Source organism: Streptomyces sp. NPDC054847 (assembly GCF_053610925.1).
Genome location: NZ_JBSGZJ010000164.1, coordinates 1 through 14,090, shown reverse-complemented (window position 1 = coordinate 14,090; position 14,090 = coordinate 1). Strand labels below are relative to the sequence as shown.

The following is a 14,090-nucleotide window of genomic DNA, read 5'->3' as shown; positions in this document are numbered from 1 at the left end:
GGTCGCGCCGACGCGGGGTGGCTGTGTCAGGGCCGCGGCTCCCGCCGGCTGCGGCGGGACCGGTCAGATCAGTCGGAGGTCCGGCGCAGGACCAGGCAGACGAAGCCAAAGCTGTCCCGGTAGGAGCGCAGCCATTCGGAGCGGCGGGTGGCGGCTGTCGAGAGAAGCCGGGCACTGTCCGGATCATCAGGGTGATCCAGGGCCCAGGCAGCCATCGACCCCCAGCATGCCCATTCGTAATCGTCCAGCTCCTGGCGGGTGCTGACGTGGCCATGGACGGGCGTCCACCCGTCAGCGGCCACGCGGTCCAAGGTGGTCGCCAGGTCGGCGAAGTCGCCGAGCATCTCAACGGCTTCCGGTGAAGGCTCCTTCTCCCAGAATCCGTCACCGACCAGGACGCGACCGCCCGGAGCCAGATGCTTGCGTGCCGCCGCGAGAGTGGGGAGCAGACCGCCGAAGGCGTGGGCGGCGCCGACGCTGAGCACCAGGTCGAACGAGTGCGCGGAGACGAAGTCGGCGGCTGCCTCGTGGTGGAGCACCAGGCGTTCCTGGACGCCGAGGCTGCTCGCGGCCTCGCGGGCTTGTGCCAGTGCGTCTTCGGAGATGTCGACGCCCTCGGCACGCAATCGAGGGTTGGTGGACAGGGCGCGAAGGAGCCACTCTCCTCCTCCGCAGCCGAGATCGAGCACATGCGCGTCGGGTCGGGATATCCCGCGCTCGAGCAGTTCGCGCACCGAATCGTCGTCGAGGGGAGACTTGATCGGATGATCGGCATGAGCGATTCTGGACATTCGTTCTCGGTTCACCGGCGCAGCCTGACACCGCCGAAAGTCCGTGCGCACCTCCATTTCTCGGTGAACCGCCTGCCACTCACGCTCATGGGCCGTGCCCCGCCGAGTGGCGCCGAGCCCCGCGACAGCTCCCGCGGTCACGCGCATGACCAGCGGCGTCAAACCCAACTGCACAGCGACGAGTTCGCGTGTTCGCGTGCCGGTTCCGCGCGGGTGGCGACCCGCTGCGCGCGGGCACCGAAGGTCTGATGCACCTCAAGTCCGACGAGGGAGCCTCAACGCCAGTAGAACGCCCACGAGATGGCGTCTTCGAGGAGCATTGCGGCTCCTCGGTAGTCTTCGCCCTCATGACGCGCGCTTGGATCCTGCCGGTGCTGCTGGTGCTCTGCGGCTCAGTCGTCGCGGCCTGGCAGATGTTCAACGGGGCCCCCGGCTCGGCCACAGGATTCCTGCTGGTGTTCGTCCTGCTCGCAGGCGTGAACTCGCCTCTGGTCTTCCCCAGGTCGATCAGTGCGGCGGAGGCACAACGCCGCAGCGCGGTCGACGGCCGGCCGGTCGTCTACTGGAGGCCGGGCTGCACGTACTGTCTGCGACTGCGCATCCGATTGGGCCGCGGCGCCCGCCGGTTGCACTGGGTCGACATCTGGCGTGACCCTGCCGGCGCGGCAGCGGTGAGGGCAGCCAACGACGGCAACGAGACCGTGCCGACCGTCGTCGTGGCGGGCCGGCCGCACACCAACCCTGATCCTGCGTGGGTACAGGAACAGCTCTCCCGGCACGCGTGAGCAGGAGGGGCATTCTCTCGCAGACGTCCGCGGGTGCGGCCCCGGCCACCGCGGACGGTCCTGTCGGCTCGGCCCCCGTCTGCCGACGCACGATCGTCGCGCGAGCCCGCACCGCCCGCGCCCTCCGGACGAGGGTCGGCCATTCGCTTCAGCTGTCGAAGTCGACGGTCAGCGTGTCGGAGACCGGGAACGACTGGCAGGTCAGCACGTAACCCGCGTCGACCTCCGCCGGTTCGAGCGCGTAGTTGCGGCGCATGTCCGCCTCGCCGCAGGTGACCAGGGCCCGGCAGGTGCCGCAGACGCCGCCCTTGCAGGCGAACGGCAGGTCGGGCCGCACCCGCGAGGCCGCGTCGAGGAGGGTTTCCTCACGCGACAGCGGGGAGGAGGTGGAGCGGCCGTCGAGGACGACCGTGACCGTGCTGACCGGTCCGTCGGGCCCGCGGTCCTCGCGGCGTACCGGTGCGGCCGGCTCCTCACCCGCGAAGAACAGTTCCTGATGGATCCGCTCGTCGGGGACACCCAGTCCGGCCAGGACCTTCTGGGCGTCCAGGACCATGCCGTGCGGTCCGCACAGCCACCAGTGGTCGGCCCCGGACACGTCGACCAGCCCGTCGATCAGGGCCGCCAGCCGCTCGGCGTCCAGCCGTCCGGTCAGCAGCTCCGCCTCGCGCGGCTCTCGGGACAGCACGTGCGCGAGCTGGAAACGGTCGGGATAGAGGTCCTTCAGGTCGGCCAGCTCGTCGGCGAACATCACGGAGTCGGTGCGGCGGTTGCCGTAGAACAGGGTGACGCGGGAGCGGTCGTCGGCGGCGAGGACCGACTCCGCGATGGACATCATCGGAGTGATGCCCGAGCCGGCCGCGACGAGGACATGATGACCGGGCGTGGACAGGTCCGGGGTGAAGAGCCCGGTCGGAGCCTTCACCTCTACGACGTCCCCCGGCCCGACCTCGTCCACCAGCCAGGAGGAGAAGAGCCCGCCGGGCACCACACGCACGCCGATGCGGAGCCGGGTGCCGACCGGGGAGCAGATCGAGTACGAGCGCCTCTCGTCACGCCCCTCCACCTGGCGGCGAAGGGTGAGCGACTGGCCGGGCGCGAAGGCGAATTCCTCTGCCAGCTCGTCGGGGATGTCGAAGCTCACCGCCGCCGCGTCCTCGCACAGCCGCTGCACGGAAGCCACCCGCAGCGGGTGGAAGGCCGGGCGACGACGCGTGTTGCGGCGCCCGGGGGCGGGGGTCGCGCCCGCGAGGGCCGACAGGTCTGCCATCAGATCTCCTTGACGTACTCGAACGGCTCGCGGCAGGCGCGGCAGCGCCACAGCGCCTTGCACGAGGTGGCACCGAACCGGGAGCTCTCCTCGGTGTCCGCCGAGCCGCAGCGCGGGCACACCACCTGGCGCCGCACCGGCGACAGCGTGAGGGGTACCGGACCGGACGCGTGGCGCGGTGCCGGGCCGGGCGGCGCGATGCCGTGTTCGGCGAGCTTGCGCCGCCCCTCGGGGGTGATCCAGTCCGTGGTCCACGGCGGGTCGAGCACCGTGCGGACCTCCACACGCGCGAAACCGGCGGCCTTCAGCCTCGCGGCCACCCCGGCCCGCATCTCGGCCATCGCCGGGCAGCCGGAGTAGGTCGGGGTGAGGCTCGCGACGACCGTTCCGTCGTCGCCGACCTCGACCTCGCGCAGTACACCGAGGTCCGCGAGGGTGAGCATGGGCAGCTCGGGGTCCGGTACCTGCTCGGCGATGTGCCGGGCCTGCGTGAGTGCGGTCACCATGTCGCCTCCGGATGAGCACGCGCCACGGACTGCAGCTCTGTGAGCAGCGGGGCGAGATGGCCCGTGTGCCGGCCCTGGCGGCCCGGTCCCTCGGCGGCCGGCGTCGTCTCCGGCAGGGCGAGACCCGCCGCGTCGGCGATCTGCCGGAGCACGGCGAGGACCTCGTCCCGGGCGTCGTGGGCGTCGAACAGCTCGTCCAGGTACGCGGTCACCTGCTGGAGCCCGTCCTGCATACGGCGGTGCGACTCCTCGGTACCGTCACCGAGCCGTACCACCCACTCGGCCGCGTACTGGCGGTGGTACGTCAGCTCCTTCACGCCCTTGGCCGCGACGGCCGCGAGCACCGGGTCGGGCGAGTCGGTGAGCCCCACGAACTGGGCCAGCCGCCAGCTGGACAGCACCAGCAGCCGCGCCATGGTGAACGCGAAGTCGCCGCCCGGCAGTTCGGCCAGGGTCACGTTGCGGAAGTCGTCGGGGTCACGGAAGTAGGCGTAGGCGTCCTCGCCGCGTTCCGTGCCGTCGACCTGTCCGGCGCGCGAGTAGAGCAGGCGGGCCTGCCCGAGCAGGTCCAGGCCGATGTTGGCCAGCGCCACCTCCTCCTCCAGCTCAGGAGCCCGGGTGGTCCACTCCGCCAGCCGCTGGGCGCTCACCAGCGCGTCGTCACCGAGAGCCACGCACAGCGCGGCGAGCTCCGCGGCGTCGACGCCGTCCGGGACGGTGGTGTCCACGCCGTGCAACGGGTCCTCGAAGCCGGTGCCGTAGGCCCACCGGGTGTCGTCCTCATGGCCCTCGGCGAGGGTCATGTAGACGTGGTCGTCGCTCATGCCCTGCTCCTAGATGTGGGGGACGTCGTCGGGGATGTCGTAGAAGGTCGGATGGCGGTAGACCTTGTCCGCGCTGGGCTCGAAGAACGGGTCCTTCTCGTCGCGGGTGGAGGCGGCGATGTGCTCGCTGCGCACCACCCATATGGACACGCCTTCGTTGCGCCGGGTGTACAGGTCCCGGGCGTGGGTGAGCGCCATCCGGTCGTCGGCCGCGTGCAGCGAGCCGACATGGACGTGATTCAGCCCGCGCTTGCCTCGGACGAACACCTCGTACAGCGGCCAGTCCCGCTTCTCGCCGGTCATGCCGCGACTCCCTTCTCCGCGCGGGCCGCCTGCTTGGCCGCGTGCGCGGCAGCGGCTTCCCGCACCCAGTTGCCTTCCTCATGCGCGGCGCGCCGCCGCTGGATCCGCTCGGCGTTGCACGGGCCGCCGCCCTTGATGACCCTCATCAGCTCGTCCCAGTCGGGGGTGCCGAAGTCGTGGTGGCCGCGCTCGGCGTTCCAGCGCAGCTCCGGGTCGGGCAGGGTGACGCCGAGCTTCTCCGCCTGCGGGACGGTCATGTCGACGAACCGCTGGCGCAGTTCGTCGTTGCTGTGCCGCTTGATCTTCCATGCCATCGACTGCGCGGAGTTGGGCGAGCTGTCGTCCGGCGGGCCGAACATCATCAGGGACGGCCACCACCAGCGGTTCACCGCGTCCTGCACCATGTCCCGCTGCGCTTCGGTGCCGCGCATCATCGTCATCAGCAGTTCGTAGCCCTGCCGCTGGTGGAAGGACTCCTCCTTGCAGATCCGGACCATCGCCCGCGCGTACGGCCCGTAGGAGCTGCGGCACAGCGGCACCTGGTTGCAGATCGCCGCGCCGTCCACGAACCAGCCGATCACGCCGACGTCGGCGAACGACGGGGTCGGGTAGTTGAAGATCGACGAGTACTTCTGGCGGCCCTCGATCAGCCGCTCGGTCAGATCCGCGCGGTCCACGCCCAGCGTCTCCGCCGCCGAGTACAGGTACAGGCCGTGTCCCGCCTCGTCCTGCACCTTGGCGAACAGGATCGCCTTGCGCCGCAGGGACGGCGCCTTGGTGATCCAGTCCCCCTCCGGCTGCATGCCGATGATCTCCGAGTGGGCGTGCTGCGCCACCTGTCGGATCAGCGTCTTCCGGTAGCCCTCGGGCATCCAGTCGCGCGGTTCGATCCGCTGGTCCCGCGCGATCGTCGACTCGAAGTGCTCCTGCAGCGCGGGGGGAGCGTCGATTCCGGCCGACGAGCCGGCCTGCTGTGCAGTCATCTGTACCACCGATCCCTACCGACCATTCGTTCGGTCGATGATATGCCGAGGTTCCCGGGTTCCGGCAAGTGCCGGAGTGCCTTCAATTCCGTTGAACGCCGTTTTCCCCGGTGAAGGTGGGTGACCGGATCTCGTGGGCCATGGCGCTCACACCCTCTCCACCAGCATGGCGACGCCCTGGCCGACGCCGACGCAGAGAGTCGCCAGACCCCTGCGGGCGTCCTCCCGCTCCAGACGCCCCAGCAGGGTCAGCAGAATGCGGGCGCCCGAGCAGCCGAGGGGATGTCCCAGTGCGATGGCGCCGCCGTCGGCGTTGACCTTGTCCTCGTCCAGCTTGAGACGGCGCATCACAGCGAGGGCCTGGGCGGCGAACGCCTCGTTCAGCTCGACGGCGTCGAGGTCCGCGGTCTGCCGGCCGGCGCGGGCAAGAACCTTTTCGGTGGCGGGGACCGGTCCGAGCCCCATGAGGTGGGGCTGGACACCGGCCGAGGCGGAGGTCACGATCCGGGCCCGCGGGGTGAGCCCGTACCGCTCCACGGCCGCCGCGCTCGCCACGACCAGGGCGGCGGCGCCGTCCGACAGCGGCGAGGCGGAGCCGGCGGTGACGATGCCGTCCTCGCGGAAGATGGTGCGGAGCGTGCCGAGCTTCTCCAGCGTGGTCGAGGGGCGGGGGCCTTCGTCCCGCGTGACCTCGCCGTCCTTGACCGGGACGGGAACGATCTCACGGTCGAAGCGCCCCGCCTCCTGGGCGGCGACGGCCCGCTGGTGGCTGCGCAGCGCGAAGGCGTCCGATTCGGCGCGGGTGATGCCGTCGAGCACGGCGACCTCTTCGGCGGTCTCGCCCATCGACAGGGTGTGTTTCACCGTGTCGGGTCCGGCGCCGGAGGGGACGGCCCGGTCCCAGGCCGTGAAGCGGGGGTTGGTGAACCGCCAGCCCAGTGAGGTGTCCTGCACCTCTCCCGGCTTGGCCCACGGGGTCCCGGGCTTCTGCATCACCCAGGGTGCGCGGGTCATGGACTCCGCGCCGCCCGCGACGACCAGGTCGGCCTCGCCGGCGCGGATCGCCTGGGCGGCCGAGGCGACCGCGGTCAGTCCCGAGGCGCAGAGCCGGTTGACGGTGTAGCCGGGCACGGTGTGCGGCAGCCCGGCCAGCAGCACCGCCATACGGGCCACGTCCCGGTTGTCCTCGCCGGCCTGGTTGGCCGCGCCGAGGATCACCTCGTCCACGGCTTCGGCTGGGATGCCGGAGCGGCGCACGGCCTCGCCGACCACCAGGGCCGCCAGATCGTCGGGGCGGACGGACGCCAGGGCTCCGCCGTAGCGGCCCTGCGGGGTGCGCGCCCCGTCTATCAGATAGACCTCTTCGGACATCAGGCGGACTCCTCGCCGGTGACGACGGGGCGACGGGACTGCAGCACGGCGAAGCGGCCGGCCACGAAGGCCTCGTCGGAGAGGGTGGCGCTGGCCGCCGGGTTGGCGGCGCTGCCGTGGAAGTCGCTGAAGGCGGAGGACTGGTTGACGAAGACCTGGCCGGTGAGGTTCTCGGAGAGGTGGACACCGGCGTCCAGCGCGGCTTCCTCGGCGGCGACCAGCACGTCCTCGTCGGTGGAGTGGACGGCGGCGGTCAGCGCCCCGTGCTCGCGCACCGTCGCCCGGAACAGGTCCAGGCTGTGCCGGGTGGAGTCGGTGCCGATCACGAAGGACACCGGCCCGAACCACTCGCGTGTGTACGTCTCCCGGTCGGTCTCCGCGTCCAGCCGCGCCACGAGCGGGGTCCGCACGTCGGCCTCGGCGTACTCCGGGTGTGCGACGGACGTCGACGCGCGCACCGTACGGCCGACGTCGGCGGCGCCCTTCAGCCGGTCGCGTACACCGTCGTTGACGATCGCGCCCAGTGTGCCGGCGGCGCGCGCGGGGTCGGCGAGCAGCTTGTCCAGGGCGGCGGCGAGGTCGGCGGCGAACTCGTCCGCCGTCCGCGGGCCCTGGTCGGTGGCGATGCCCTCGCGCGGGATCAGCAGGTTCTGCGGGGTGGTGCACATCTGCCCGCTGTACAGGGAGAGCGAGAAGGCGAGGTTGCCCAGCAGGCCGCGGTAGTCGTCGGTGGAGTCGAGCACGACCGTGTTCAGGCCGGCTTTCTCCGTGTACACGACTGCCTGGCGCGCGTTGCCTTCCAGCCAGTCGCCGAACTCGGTGGAACCGGTGAAGTCGACGATCCGCACGTCCGGGTGGAGGGCGAGAGCCGCGGCGTCCCGGCCGCCCGGCTCCTCGACGACCAGCAGGACGAGATCGGGGCTGAAGCCGGCCTCGGCCAGCACCTCGCGGGCGATGCGCACGGTGATCGCCAGGGGAAGCACCGCACCGGAGTGCGGCTTGACCACGACCGGGTTGCCGGTGACGAGCGAGGCGAACAGGCCCGGGTAACCGTTCCAGGTGGGGAAGGTGTTGCAGGCGACGAGCAGCGAGACGCCGCGGCCGACGGGGCTGAACTTCTTGTCCAGCTCCAGCGCACCGCCCTTGCGCTGCGGCTTGCTCCAGCGCGCGGCTGCCGGGTGCTTCTTCTGCGCCGCCCACGCGTAGGCGACGGCCTCCAGCCCACGGTCCTGGGCGTGCGGGCCGCCCGCCTGGAAGGCCATGACGAACGCCTGGCCCGTGGTGTGCTGCACGGCGTGGGCGTTCTCGAAGCTCGCCGCGTTCAGCCGGGCGAGGATCTCCGCGGCGACTCCGGCGCGTGTGTCGGGGCCGGCGGCGCGCCAGGACGCGGTGGCCTCCTTGGCCGCGGCCACGGCCGCGGCCGGCGAGAGCCGGGGGTAGCTGATGCCCAGCGGGAAGCCGTACGGGGACTGCTCCTCGGGCGCCACGCGCCCCTCCGCTGGATGTCCGGGCAGGTCGAACGGCCTGCCGATCTGCTCACGGAAGGCCGCCTCCCCGAGGATCGCGGCCTCCTCGCCGTACACCGACTTGCTGGGCGACTCGGGATAGGACGTCCAGTGCTCCCGGCTCTCCGTCGCGGCCACCGCTCGCTCGAGCAGGGTCCGATGGCGCGCGAAGAGGTCGGGCGCCTCAGTGACTGCGTGATGCATATGACTCCCTCTTGACAGGCCCTGGCGTGGCTTGAATTACTGGCCTTGCCGCACGCTAACCGAATGTTCGGTCGGTATACAAGATGGTATAAGTCGTGATCTGCCGACACCGCCTTCGCCTGTGCCTGGAACAGCCACGGACCGGTCACCGTCGCCTCCGGAGGGGATGTCACGTGCGTGGCGCCCGCCTACGAACAAGACGTGCCGACGGCCGGTGCGCGGGAGATCACCCGATTCGGGTGGCAGCGGCATCTATGAGGTGAGCGCCGTGCGCGGCGGGACAGTGATCGCGGAGTTCCGCGGCCGCGGCCGCGGCGTCCGGAGCAAGGAATGCGAGGAGCCGCAATGACCAGCGAACGGACCGCACCGGTGGATGCCCGACCCCGCCACGGTGAACCCCTTCCGGCGGAGCTGCTGGACGATGCCGAGCGGATGCCGCGCGAGGAGGTGGAAGCCCTCCAACTGCACCGCCTCCGCCGGACACTGCGGCACGCCTACGAAAACGTCGAGCTGTACCGCAAGAAGTTCGACCAGGCCGGCGTGACGCCCGACGACTGCCGGACGCTGCCCGACCTGGCCCGGTTCCCCTTCACGACCAAGGCCAACCTGCGCGACACGTACCCCTTCGGCATGTTCGCCGTTCCCACGTCCGAGGTGCGGCGCATCCACGCCTCCAGCGGCACGACGGGTCAGCCGACGGTGGTCGGATACACCGAGAGGGACCTGTCGACCTGGGCGGACGTGGTCGCCCGGTCGATCCGCGCCGCCGGCGGCCGTCCCGGGCACAAGGTCCACATCTCCTACGGCTACGGCCTGTTCACCGGCGGCCTCGGCGCCCACTACGGCGCCGAGCGGGCCGGATGCACCGTGATCCCCGCGTCCGGCGGGATGACCGCCCGCCAGGTCCAGATCATCCAGGACTTCCAACCCGAGATCATCATGGTCACCCCCTCCTACATGCTCACCCTGCTCGACGAGTTCGAGCGCCAGGGCGTCGACCCGCGCGCCACTTCCCTGAAGGTGGGCATTTTCGGGGCGGAGCCGTGGACCGAGGCGATGCGCCGTGAGGTCGAGGAGCGCATGGGCATCCACGCCGTCGACATCTACGGGCTGTCCGAGGTGATGGGCCCGGGCGTGGCGCAGGAGTGCGTGGAGACCAAGGACGGCCTGCACGTGTGGGAGGACCACTTCCTCCCCGAGGTCGTCGACCCGATCACGGACGACGTCCTCGCCGACGGCGAGCACGGTGAACTCGTCTTCACCACGCTGACGAAGGAGGCGCTCCCGGTCATCCGCTACCGCACCCGGGACCTGACCCGGCTGCTGCCCGGCACCGCCCGTCCCGGCTTCCGCCGTATCGAGAAGATCACCGGCCGCTCCGACGACATGATCATCCTGCGTGGCGTGAACGTTTTCCCGTCGCAGATCGAGGAGGTGGTGCTGCGCACCTCCGGCGTCGCCCCGCACTTCCAGATCCTGCTGAGCACACGGGGACGGATGGACCACATGACCATCCGCGTGGAGTCCCGGACGGGCACGGCACCGGAGCAGCGCGAGGCGGCCGCCCGCGCGATCGCCAAGGGCGTGAAGGACGGCGTCGGCGTGAGTGTGGAGGTCGTGATCGTGGAGCCCGAGACCCTGGAGCGTTCCCTCGGCAAACTCCGCCGGATCAAGGATGAGCGTGAGGCGTGACCTGCCGCCTTGCGACAATGGGCGAATGAGCAGCACGCCCACCGGACCTCCCGCACGGCGCGGGGAGCGACCCGCCTACGACCGTGACTCCCTCCTGGAAGTCGCGGTCGCGGTCTTCAACGAGCGCGGCTACGACGGCACCGGCATGGAGGATCTTGCCCGGCGCCTCGGCCTGAGCAAGTCCAGCATCTACCACCACGTCTCCGGCAAGAAGGAGCTCCTCTCCCTCGCCGTCACCCGTGCTCTGGACTCGCTCTTCGCCGTGCTGGACGAGGAGCTGCCGGCGGGCACCTCGGCAACGGCCAGGCTGCGGCACGTCGTACGACGCAGCGTCGAGGTGCTCGCCTCGGAACTGCCCTACGTCACCCTGCTGCTGCGGATCCATGGCAACAGCGACACCGAGCGGCATGCCCTCGCGCGGCGGCGCGAGTTCGACCACAGGGTCGCCGGCCTGGTCATCAGCGCCGCGGCCGAGGGAGGCGTACGCGACGACATCGATCCCCACCTGGCAAGTCGCCTGCTGTTCGGCACCGTGAACTCCCTCATCGAGTGGTACCGACCCGACGGAGACCTCCCGGTGACGACCCTGGCCGACGCCCTCACGGCCATACTGTTCGACGGTCTCAGCCAACGGGAGACCGTCGATCCCGGCCCGGTCTCCGGGAGGGTCCGGGGCTGAGGGTCCGGACGACCGGAGGTCTCACGCCGACGCCTGCTCCCACGCGATCCCATTGCTGCTGCCCCGGTGCCCTGTGGCGACCGGCTCGGACGGTCCGTGCGGGCGCTCCGGCAGCGTGCCCCAGAAGGCCGCCACCCGTGCCGCGTCGACGCACTCGATCGCACGTCGCCCTTACGGCGTTCCGGGCGTCGCACCGGGCAACGGCTGCTCCGTCCAGATCACCTTGCCCCTGGGCGTGTAGCGGGTGCCCCACCGCTCGGTGAGCTGGGCCACCATGAACAGCCCACGCCCGCCCTCGTCCGTGATCGCGGCGCGGCGCAGGTGGGGAGAGGTGCTGCTGCCGTCGGAGACCTCGCAGATGAGGGTGGTGTCGCGCAGCAGTCGAACGTGGATGGGGGCGGCGCCGTAGCGGATGGCGTTGGTGACCAGCTCGCTGAGCACCAACTCCGTGGTGAAGGCGGCCTCCTCCAGCCCCCATTCGGTCAGTCGCTGGACGGCGGCCTGGCGGATGCCGGCGACGGCGGTCGGGTCGACGGGCACGTCCCAGCCTGCGGTCTGCTCCGCGGCCACCACACGGGTACGCGCCACGAGCAACGCGATGTCGTCGTCGTGGTCGGCAGGCAGCAGGGCGCTCATCACTGCTTCGCACGTCCGCTCGGGCGGGCGGTCGGGATGGGCCAGTGCGCGGCGCAGCTGTTCGAGTCCGACCTCGAGGTCGCGACGGCGGTCTTCGATGAGCCCGTCGGTGTAGAGGACCAGCTGGCTGCCTTCGGCGATCTCGAGCACCGCGGTTTCGAAAGGCAGGCCGCCCAGGCCGAGGGGCGGCCCCGGGGGCAGCTCGGGAAACTCCACCGCACCGTCCGGATGGACCAGAGCGGGCAGGGGGTGGCCGGCACGCGCCAGGGTGCAGTGCCGAGAGACCGGGTCGTAGACGGCGTACAGGCAGGTGGCGCCGATGATGCCGTTCCCACCGTCCAACGCGCCCGCGTCGTGGTCGAGGCGGCCGACGAGATCGTCGAGGTGGGTCAGGAGTTCGTCGGGGGACAGGTCGAGCGCGGAGAAGTTGTGCACAGCGGTGCGGAGGCGGCCCATGGTGGCGGCGGCGTGCAGGCCGTGGCCGACGACATCGCCCACGACGAGGGCCACGCGGGCGCCGGACAGCGGAATCACGTCGAACCAGTCCCCGCCGACACCGGCGCGTGCGGGCAGGTAGCGGTACGCCACCTCCACAGCCACCTGCTCGGGCATCCCGCGAGGCAGCAGACTGCGCTGCAGGGTCACAGCCGTCGTGTGCTCCCGGGTGTAGCGCCGAGCGTTGTCGATGCAAACCGCTGCGCGGGCGACAAGCTCCTCCGCGACGGCCAGATCATCGTTCTCGAACGGCTCCGGCTTCTCCGATCGCAGGAAGGTGACCACGCCCAGGGTGACTCCCCTGGCGCGGAGCGGGACGGTGATGAGCGAGTGGATGCCGTAGTCGAGGATTCTCGAGCCGTGCTCGGGATGCTGGGCCGGCCCTCGCGGGGCGCGAAGATCCGGCTCGAGCACCGCCTGTCCGCCGCCGAAGCCCCGGGTCTGCGGTGTCGACGGCATGTAGCTGACCTGCTCGCCCACCGGGAGGAGGGGGCTGTCGCCGCGGATCCCGGCGGCCGCTGTCCGGCGCATCTCCGTGCTGCCGGTGGGGGGTTCCTCACCGACGAGGACGGACTCCGCCAGATCGACGGTCACGAAGTCGGCGAACCGCGGGACCGTCACCTCCGCCAGCTCCTCCGCGGTCCGCGTCACGTCCAGGGTGCTGCCGATCCTCGTACCGGCGTCGATCAGCAGCCTCAGACGCCCGCGGGCCACGTCGGCCCTTCCGGTCAGCACGCGCAGCTCGGTGGTGTCGCGCAGCGTGGCAACGCTGCCGTACCGGCGTCCGTGCCGCTGCGTCGGCCGGACGTTGACGGCCAGCACCCGTTCCCCGGCGAGGTGGATCTCGTCGGTCGCCGGACGGCCGGAGGCGAGCAGTTCGGCGATGGGCGCGTCGAGACCGAGATCGGTGACGGGACGCCCCTGTGCGTCCGGCGGCAGCTCGAGCAGCTGCCGTGCCTCGTCGTTGGCGAGCTGTAACCTGCGCTCGTCGTCGATGATGAGGACGCCCTCCCGTACGGAGTGCAGAACCGCCTCGTGGTGCTCGTACAGGCCGGTGATCTCAATGGGCCCCAGACCGTGGGTCTGGCGCCGCAGCCGCCTGCTGACCAGTGCGACCCCGCCGGTGGCGACGGCCAGTGCGCAGCCCGCGGAGGCGAGCAGGAACAGCAGCTGGCGGTTGACCTGCCCCGACACGTTCTCGACGTTGATCCACGCCACGACGATGCCGCTCACCGAGCCGTCGGCATTCCTGACCGGCGCCAACCCTCGCATGGTCGCTCCGAGCGGCCCCTTCTCGAGCTCCGTGTACGTCTCACCCGCCGCTGCCCGCTCGACGCTGCCCGAGTAGAGCTTCCCGATCAGGCGCGGATCCGGATGCGTGTGGCGCATGCCCTGCGGGCTCGTCACGACGATGACGTCCACGCCGGCCAGCCGCCGAGCCTCCTCGGCACGGGGCTGCAAGGACGCGCTCGGGTCGTCGGACCTGAGGGCGGCCGGCGTTCCGGGCGAGCGCGCAAAGGCCTCGGCCACGGTCAGCACGCGCTTGCGCGCCTCGTCCTCGCTCTGCTGACGGGCATTCCACACGAACGCCGCCAGCGCCCCGGCGAAGAGCAGCGTCACGACCGCCACCAGCAGGGCGAATACTTGGGCGGCGACACTGCGCAATCTCAACGCTGCGCGCCGGCGTGATCGGCCGGCTACCCAGACCATTCCTCATCTGTACCATGCGGTCTGCCTTGTCACCGTCGGCCGCGGCAGGCCACGGCGCAAGGTGACCCGGAAGATCTATTTCCACCGTGTCGTCGAGCGCGTGAGCAGAGCCGCACAGGCCGCACTCCCCGTTACGGCGCCGAGGAACAACGAGGCGGCGCACCGGGGGCAGCCCGAATCCCGCGATCTCCTCGGCCGGACGCCGGGCGACCTCGTCCTCTTCGCCAACCGCATCACCCAGCACTACGCGCCCGACGACTACGGCACCCTGCCGCGCCTGCTCCACCGCGTGACCGTCGCGGCCTGAGCCCGGGGCCGCCGGGCACGAGCACGTGC

At 71.1% G+C, this 14,090-nt stretch carries 12 protein-coding genes and 2 pseudogenes; 5 read left to right on the top strand and 9 right to left on the bottom strand.

Annotation, left to right across the window (positions count from 1 at the left end; all coding sequences use genetic code 11):
- Window positions 1-68: 68 nt before the first annotated feature.
- Window positions 69-806, bottom strand: a complete 738-nt coding sequence (locus ACWGH4_RS18165; RefSeq protein WP_453461711.1) for an SAM-dependent methyltransferase — start codon at window positions 804-806, stop codon at window positions 69-71.
- Between the two features lie 332 nt (window positions 807-1,138).
- Here ACWGH4_RS18165 and ACWGH4_RS18160 point away from each other — a divergent pair, with 332 nt between their 5' ends.
- Window positions 1,139-1,576, top strand: coding sequence for a glutaredoxin domain-containing protein (locus ACWGH4_RS18160; RefSeq protein WP_453461709.1), 438 nt, complete (start codon window positions 1,139-1,141; stop codon window positions 1,574-1,576).
- A gap of 148 nt (window positions 1,577-1,724) precedes the next feature.
- On the opposite strand, the gene paaE is transcribed toward ACWGH4_RS18160, so the two are convergent.
- The 7 genes from paaE to paaN form a co-directional block, all read right to left on the bottom strand.
- On the bottom strand, window positions 1,725-2,846 hold the full coding sequence (gene paaE / locus ACWGH4_RS18155) for a 1,2-phenylacetyl-CoA epoxidase subunit PaaE (RefSeq protein ID WP_453461706.1): 1,122 nt from the start codon (window positions 2,844-2,846) through the stop codon (window positions 1,725-1,727).
- The gene (paaD, locus tag ACWGH4_RS18150; RefSeq protein ID WP_453461703.1) at window positions 2,846-3,352 is read right to left on the bottom strand and encodes a 1,2-phenylacetyl-CoA epoxidase subunit PaaD; all 507 of its coding nucleotides are present in this window, start codon (window positions 3,350-3,352) and stop codon (window positions 2,846-2,848) included. The genes paaE and paaD overlap by 1 nt, the downstream gene beginning before the upstream one ends.
- Window positions 3,346-4,176, bottom strand: a complete 831-nt coding sequence (gene paaC / locus ACWGH4_RS18145; protein WP_453461700.1) for a 1,2-phenylacetyl-CoA epoxidase subunit PaaC — start codon at window positions 4,174-4,176, stop codon at window positions 3,346-3,348. The genes paaD and paaC overlap by 7 nt, the downstream gene beginning before the upstream one ends.
- Before the next feature lie 9 nt (window positions 4,177-4,185).
- Complete coding sequence (paaB, locus tag ACWGH4_RS18140) at window positions 4,186-4,479, bottom strand: 1,2-phenylacetyl-CoA epoxidase subunit PaaB (RefSeq protein WP_441264725.1); 294 nt, start codon at window positions 4,477-4,479, stop codon at window positions 4,186-4,188.
- On the bottom strand, window positions 4,476-5,462 hold the full coding sequence (gene paaA / locus ACWGH4_RS18135) for a 1,2-phenylacetyl-CoA epoxidase subunit PaaA (protein ID WP_453461696.1): 987 nt from the start codon (window positions 5,460-5,462) through the stop codon (window positions 4,476-4,478). Before paaA ends, paaB begins: the two co-directional genes overlap by 4 nt.
- Window positions 5,463-5,609: 147 nt before the next feature.
- Entirely contained in the window at window positions 5,610-6,833 is a 1,224-nt protein-coding gene (locus ACWGH4_RS18130) for a thiolase family protein (RefSeq protein ID WP_453461693.1), read from the bottom strand.
- Window positions 6,833-8,542 (bottom strand): phenylacetic acid degradation protein PaaN, encoded by a 1,710-nt coding sequence (gene paaN, locus ACWGH4_RS18125; protein WP_453461690.1) that lies wholly within the window; start codon window positions 8,540-8,542, stop codon window positions 6,833-6,835. The genes ACWGH4_RS18130 and paaN overlap by 1 nt, the downstream gene beginning before the upstream one ends.
- Before the next feature lie 102 nt (window positions 8,543-8,644).
- Here paaN and ACWGH4_RS18120 point away from each other — a divergent pair.
- The 3 genes and pseudogenes from ACWGH4_RS18120 to ACWGH4_RS18110 all read left to right on the top strand — a co-directional run.
- Window positions 8,645-8,891, top strand: a pseudogene (locus ACWGH4_RS18120) (phenylacetic acid degradation protein PaaD); the annotation flags it as partial.
- On the top strand, window positions 8,888-10,234 hold the full coding sequence (paaK, locus tag ACWGH4_RS18115) for a phenylacetate--CoA ligase PaaK (protein WP_453461688.1): 1,347 nt from the start codon (window positions 8,888-8,890) through the stop codon (window positions 10,232-10,234). The pseudogene ACWGH4_RS18120 and the gene paaK, both read left to right, overlap by 4 nt.
- Before the next feature lie 25 nt (window positions 10,235-10,259).
- Window positions 10,260-10,913, top strand: a complete 654-nt coding sequence (locus tag ACWGH4_RS18110; RefSeq protein WP_453461685.1) for a TetR/AcrR family transcriptional regulator — start codon at window positions 10,260-10,262, stop codon at window positions 10,911-10,913.
- 171 nt (window positions 10,914-11,084) lie between these two features.
- On the opposite strand, the gene ACWGH4_RS18105 is transcribed toward ACWGH4_RS18110, so the two are convergent.
- Window positions 11,085-13,754 (bottom strand): SpoIIE family protein phosphatase, encoded by a 2,670-nt coding sequence (locus ACWGH4_RS18105; RefSeq protein WP_453461682.1) that lies wholly within the window; start codon window positions 13,752-13,754, stop codon window positions 11,085-11,087.
- A 199-nt stretch (window positions 13,755-13,953) separates the two neighbouring features.
- Here ACWGH4_RS18105 and ACWGH4_RS18100 point away from each other — a divergent pair.
- Window positions 13,954-14,055, top strand: a pseudogene (locus tag ACWGH4_RS18100) (TauD/TfdA family dioxygenase); the annotation flags it as partial.
- Window positions 14,056-14,090: the final 35 nt, after the last annotated feature.

Excerpts from the sequence above, each read along its gene's own strand:
- paaN (WP_453461690.1), bottom strand. The coding sequence starts at position 8,542 with ATGCATCACGCAGTCACTGAGGCGCCCGACCTCTTCGCGCGCCATCGG.
- paaC (WP_453461700.1), bottom strand. The coding sequence starts at position 4,176 with ATGAGCGACGACCACGTCTACATGACCCTCGCCGAGGGCCATGAGGAC.
- paaE (WP_453461706.1), bottom strand. The coding sequence starts at position 2,846 with ATGGCAGACCTGTCGGCCCTCGCGGGCGCGACCCCCGCCCCCGGGCGC.
- paaD (WP_453461703.1), bottom strand. The coding sequence starts at position 3,352 with ATGGTGACCGCACTCACGCAGGCCCGGCACATCGCCGAGCAGGTACCG.
- ACWGH4_RS18130 (WP_453461693.1), bottom strand. The coding sequence starts at position 6,833 with ATGTCCGAAGAGGTCTATCTGATAGACGGGGCGCGCACCCCGCAGGGC.
- ACWGH4_RS18160 (WP_453461709.1), top strand. The coding sequence starts at position 1,139 with ATGACGCGCGCTTGGATCCTGCCGGTGCTGCTGGTGCTCTGCGGCTCA.
- paaK (WP_453461688.1), top strand. The coding sequence starts at position 8,888 with ATGACCAGCGAACGGACCGCACCGGTGGATGCCCGACCCCGCCACGGT.
- paaA (WP_453461696.1), bottom strand. The coding sequence starts at position 5,462 with ATGACTGCACAGCAGGCCGGCTCGTCGGCCGGAATCGACGCTCCCCCC.
- ACWGH4_RS18110 (WP_453461685.1), top strand. The coding sequence starts at position 10,260 with ATGAGCAGCACGCCCACCGGACCTCCCGCACGGCGCGGGGAGCGACCC.
- paaB (WP_441264725.1), bottom strand. The coding sequence starts at position 4,479 with ATGACCGGCGAGAAGCGGGACTGGCCGCTGTACGAGGTGTTCGTCCGA.
- ACWGH4_RS18105 (WP_453461682.1), bottom strand. The coding sequence starts at position 13,754 with ATGGTCTGGGTAGCCGGCCGATCACGCCGGCGCGCAGCGTTGAGATTG.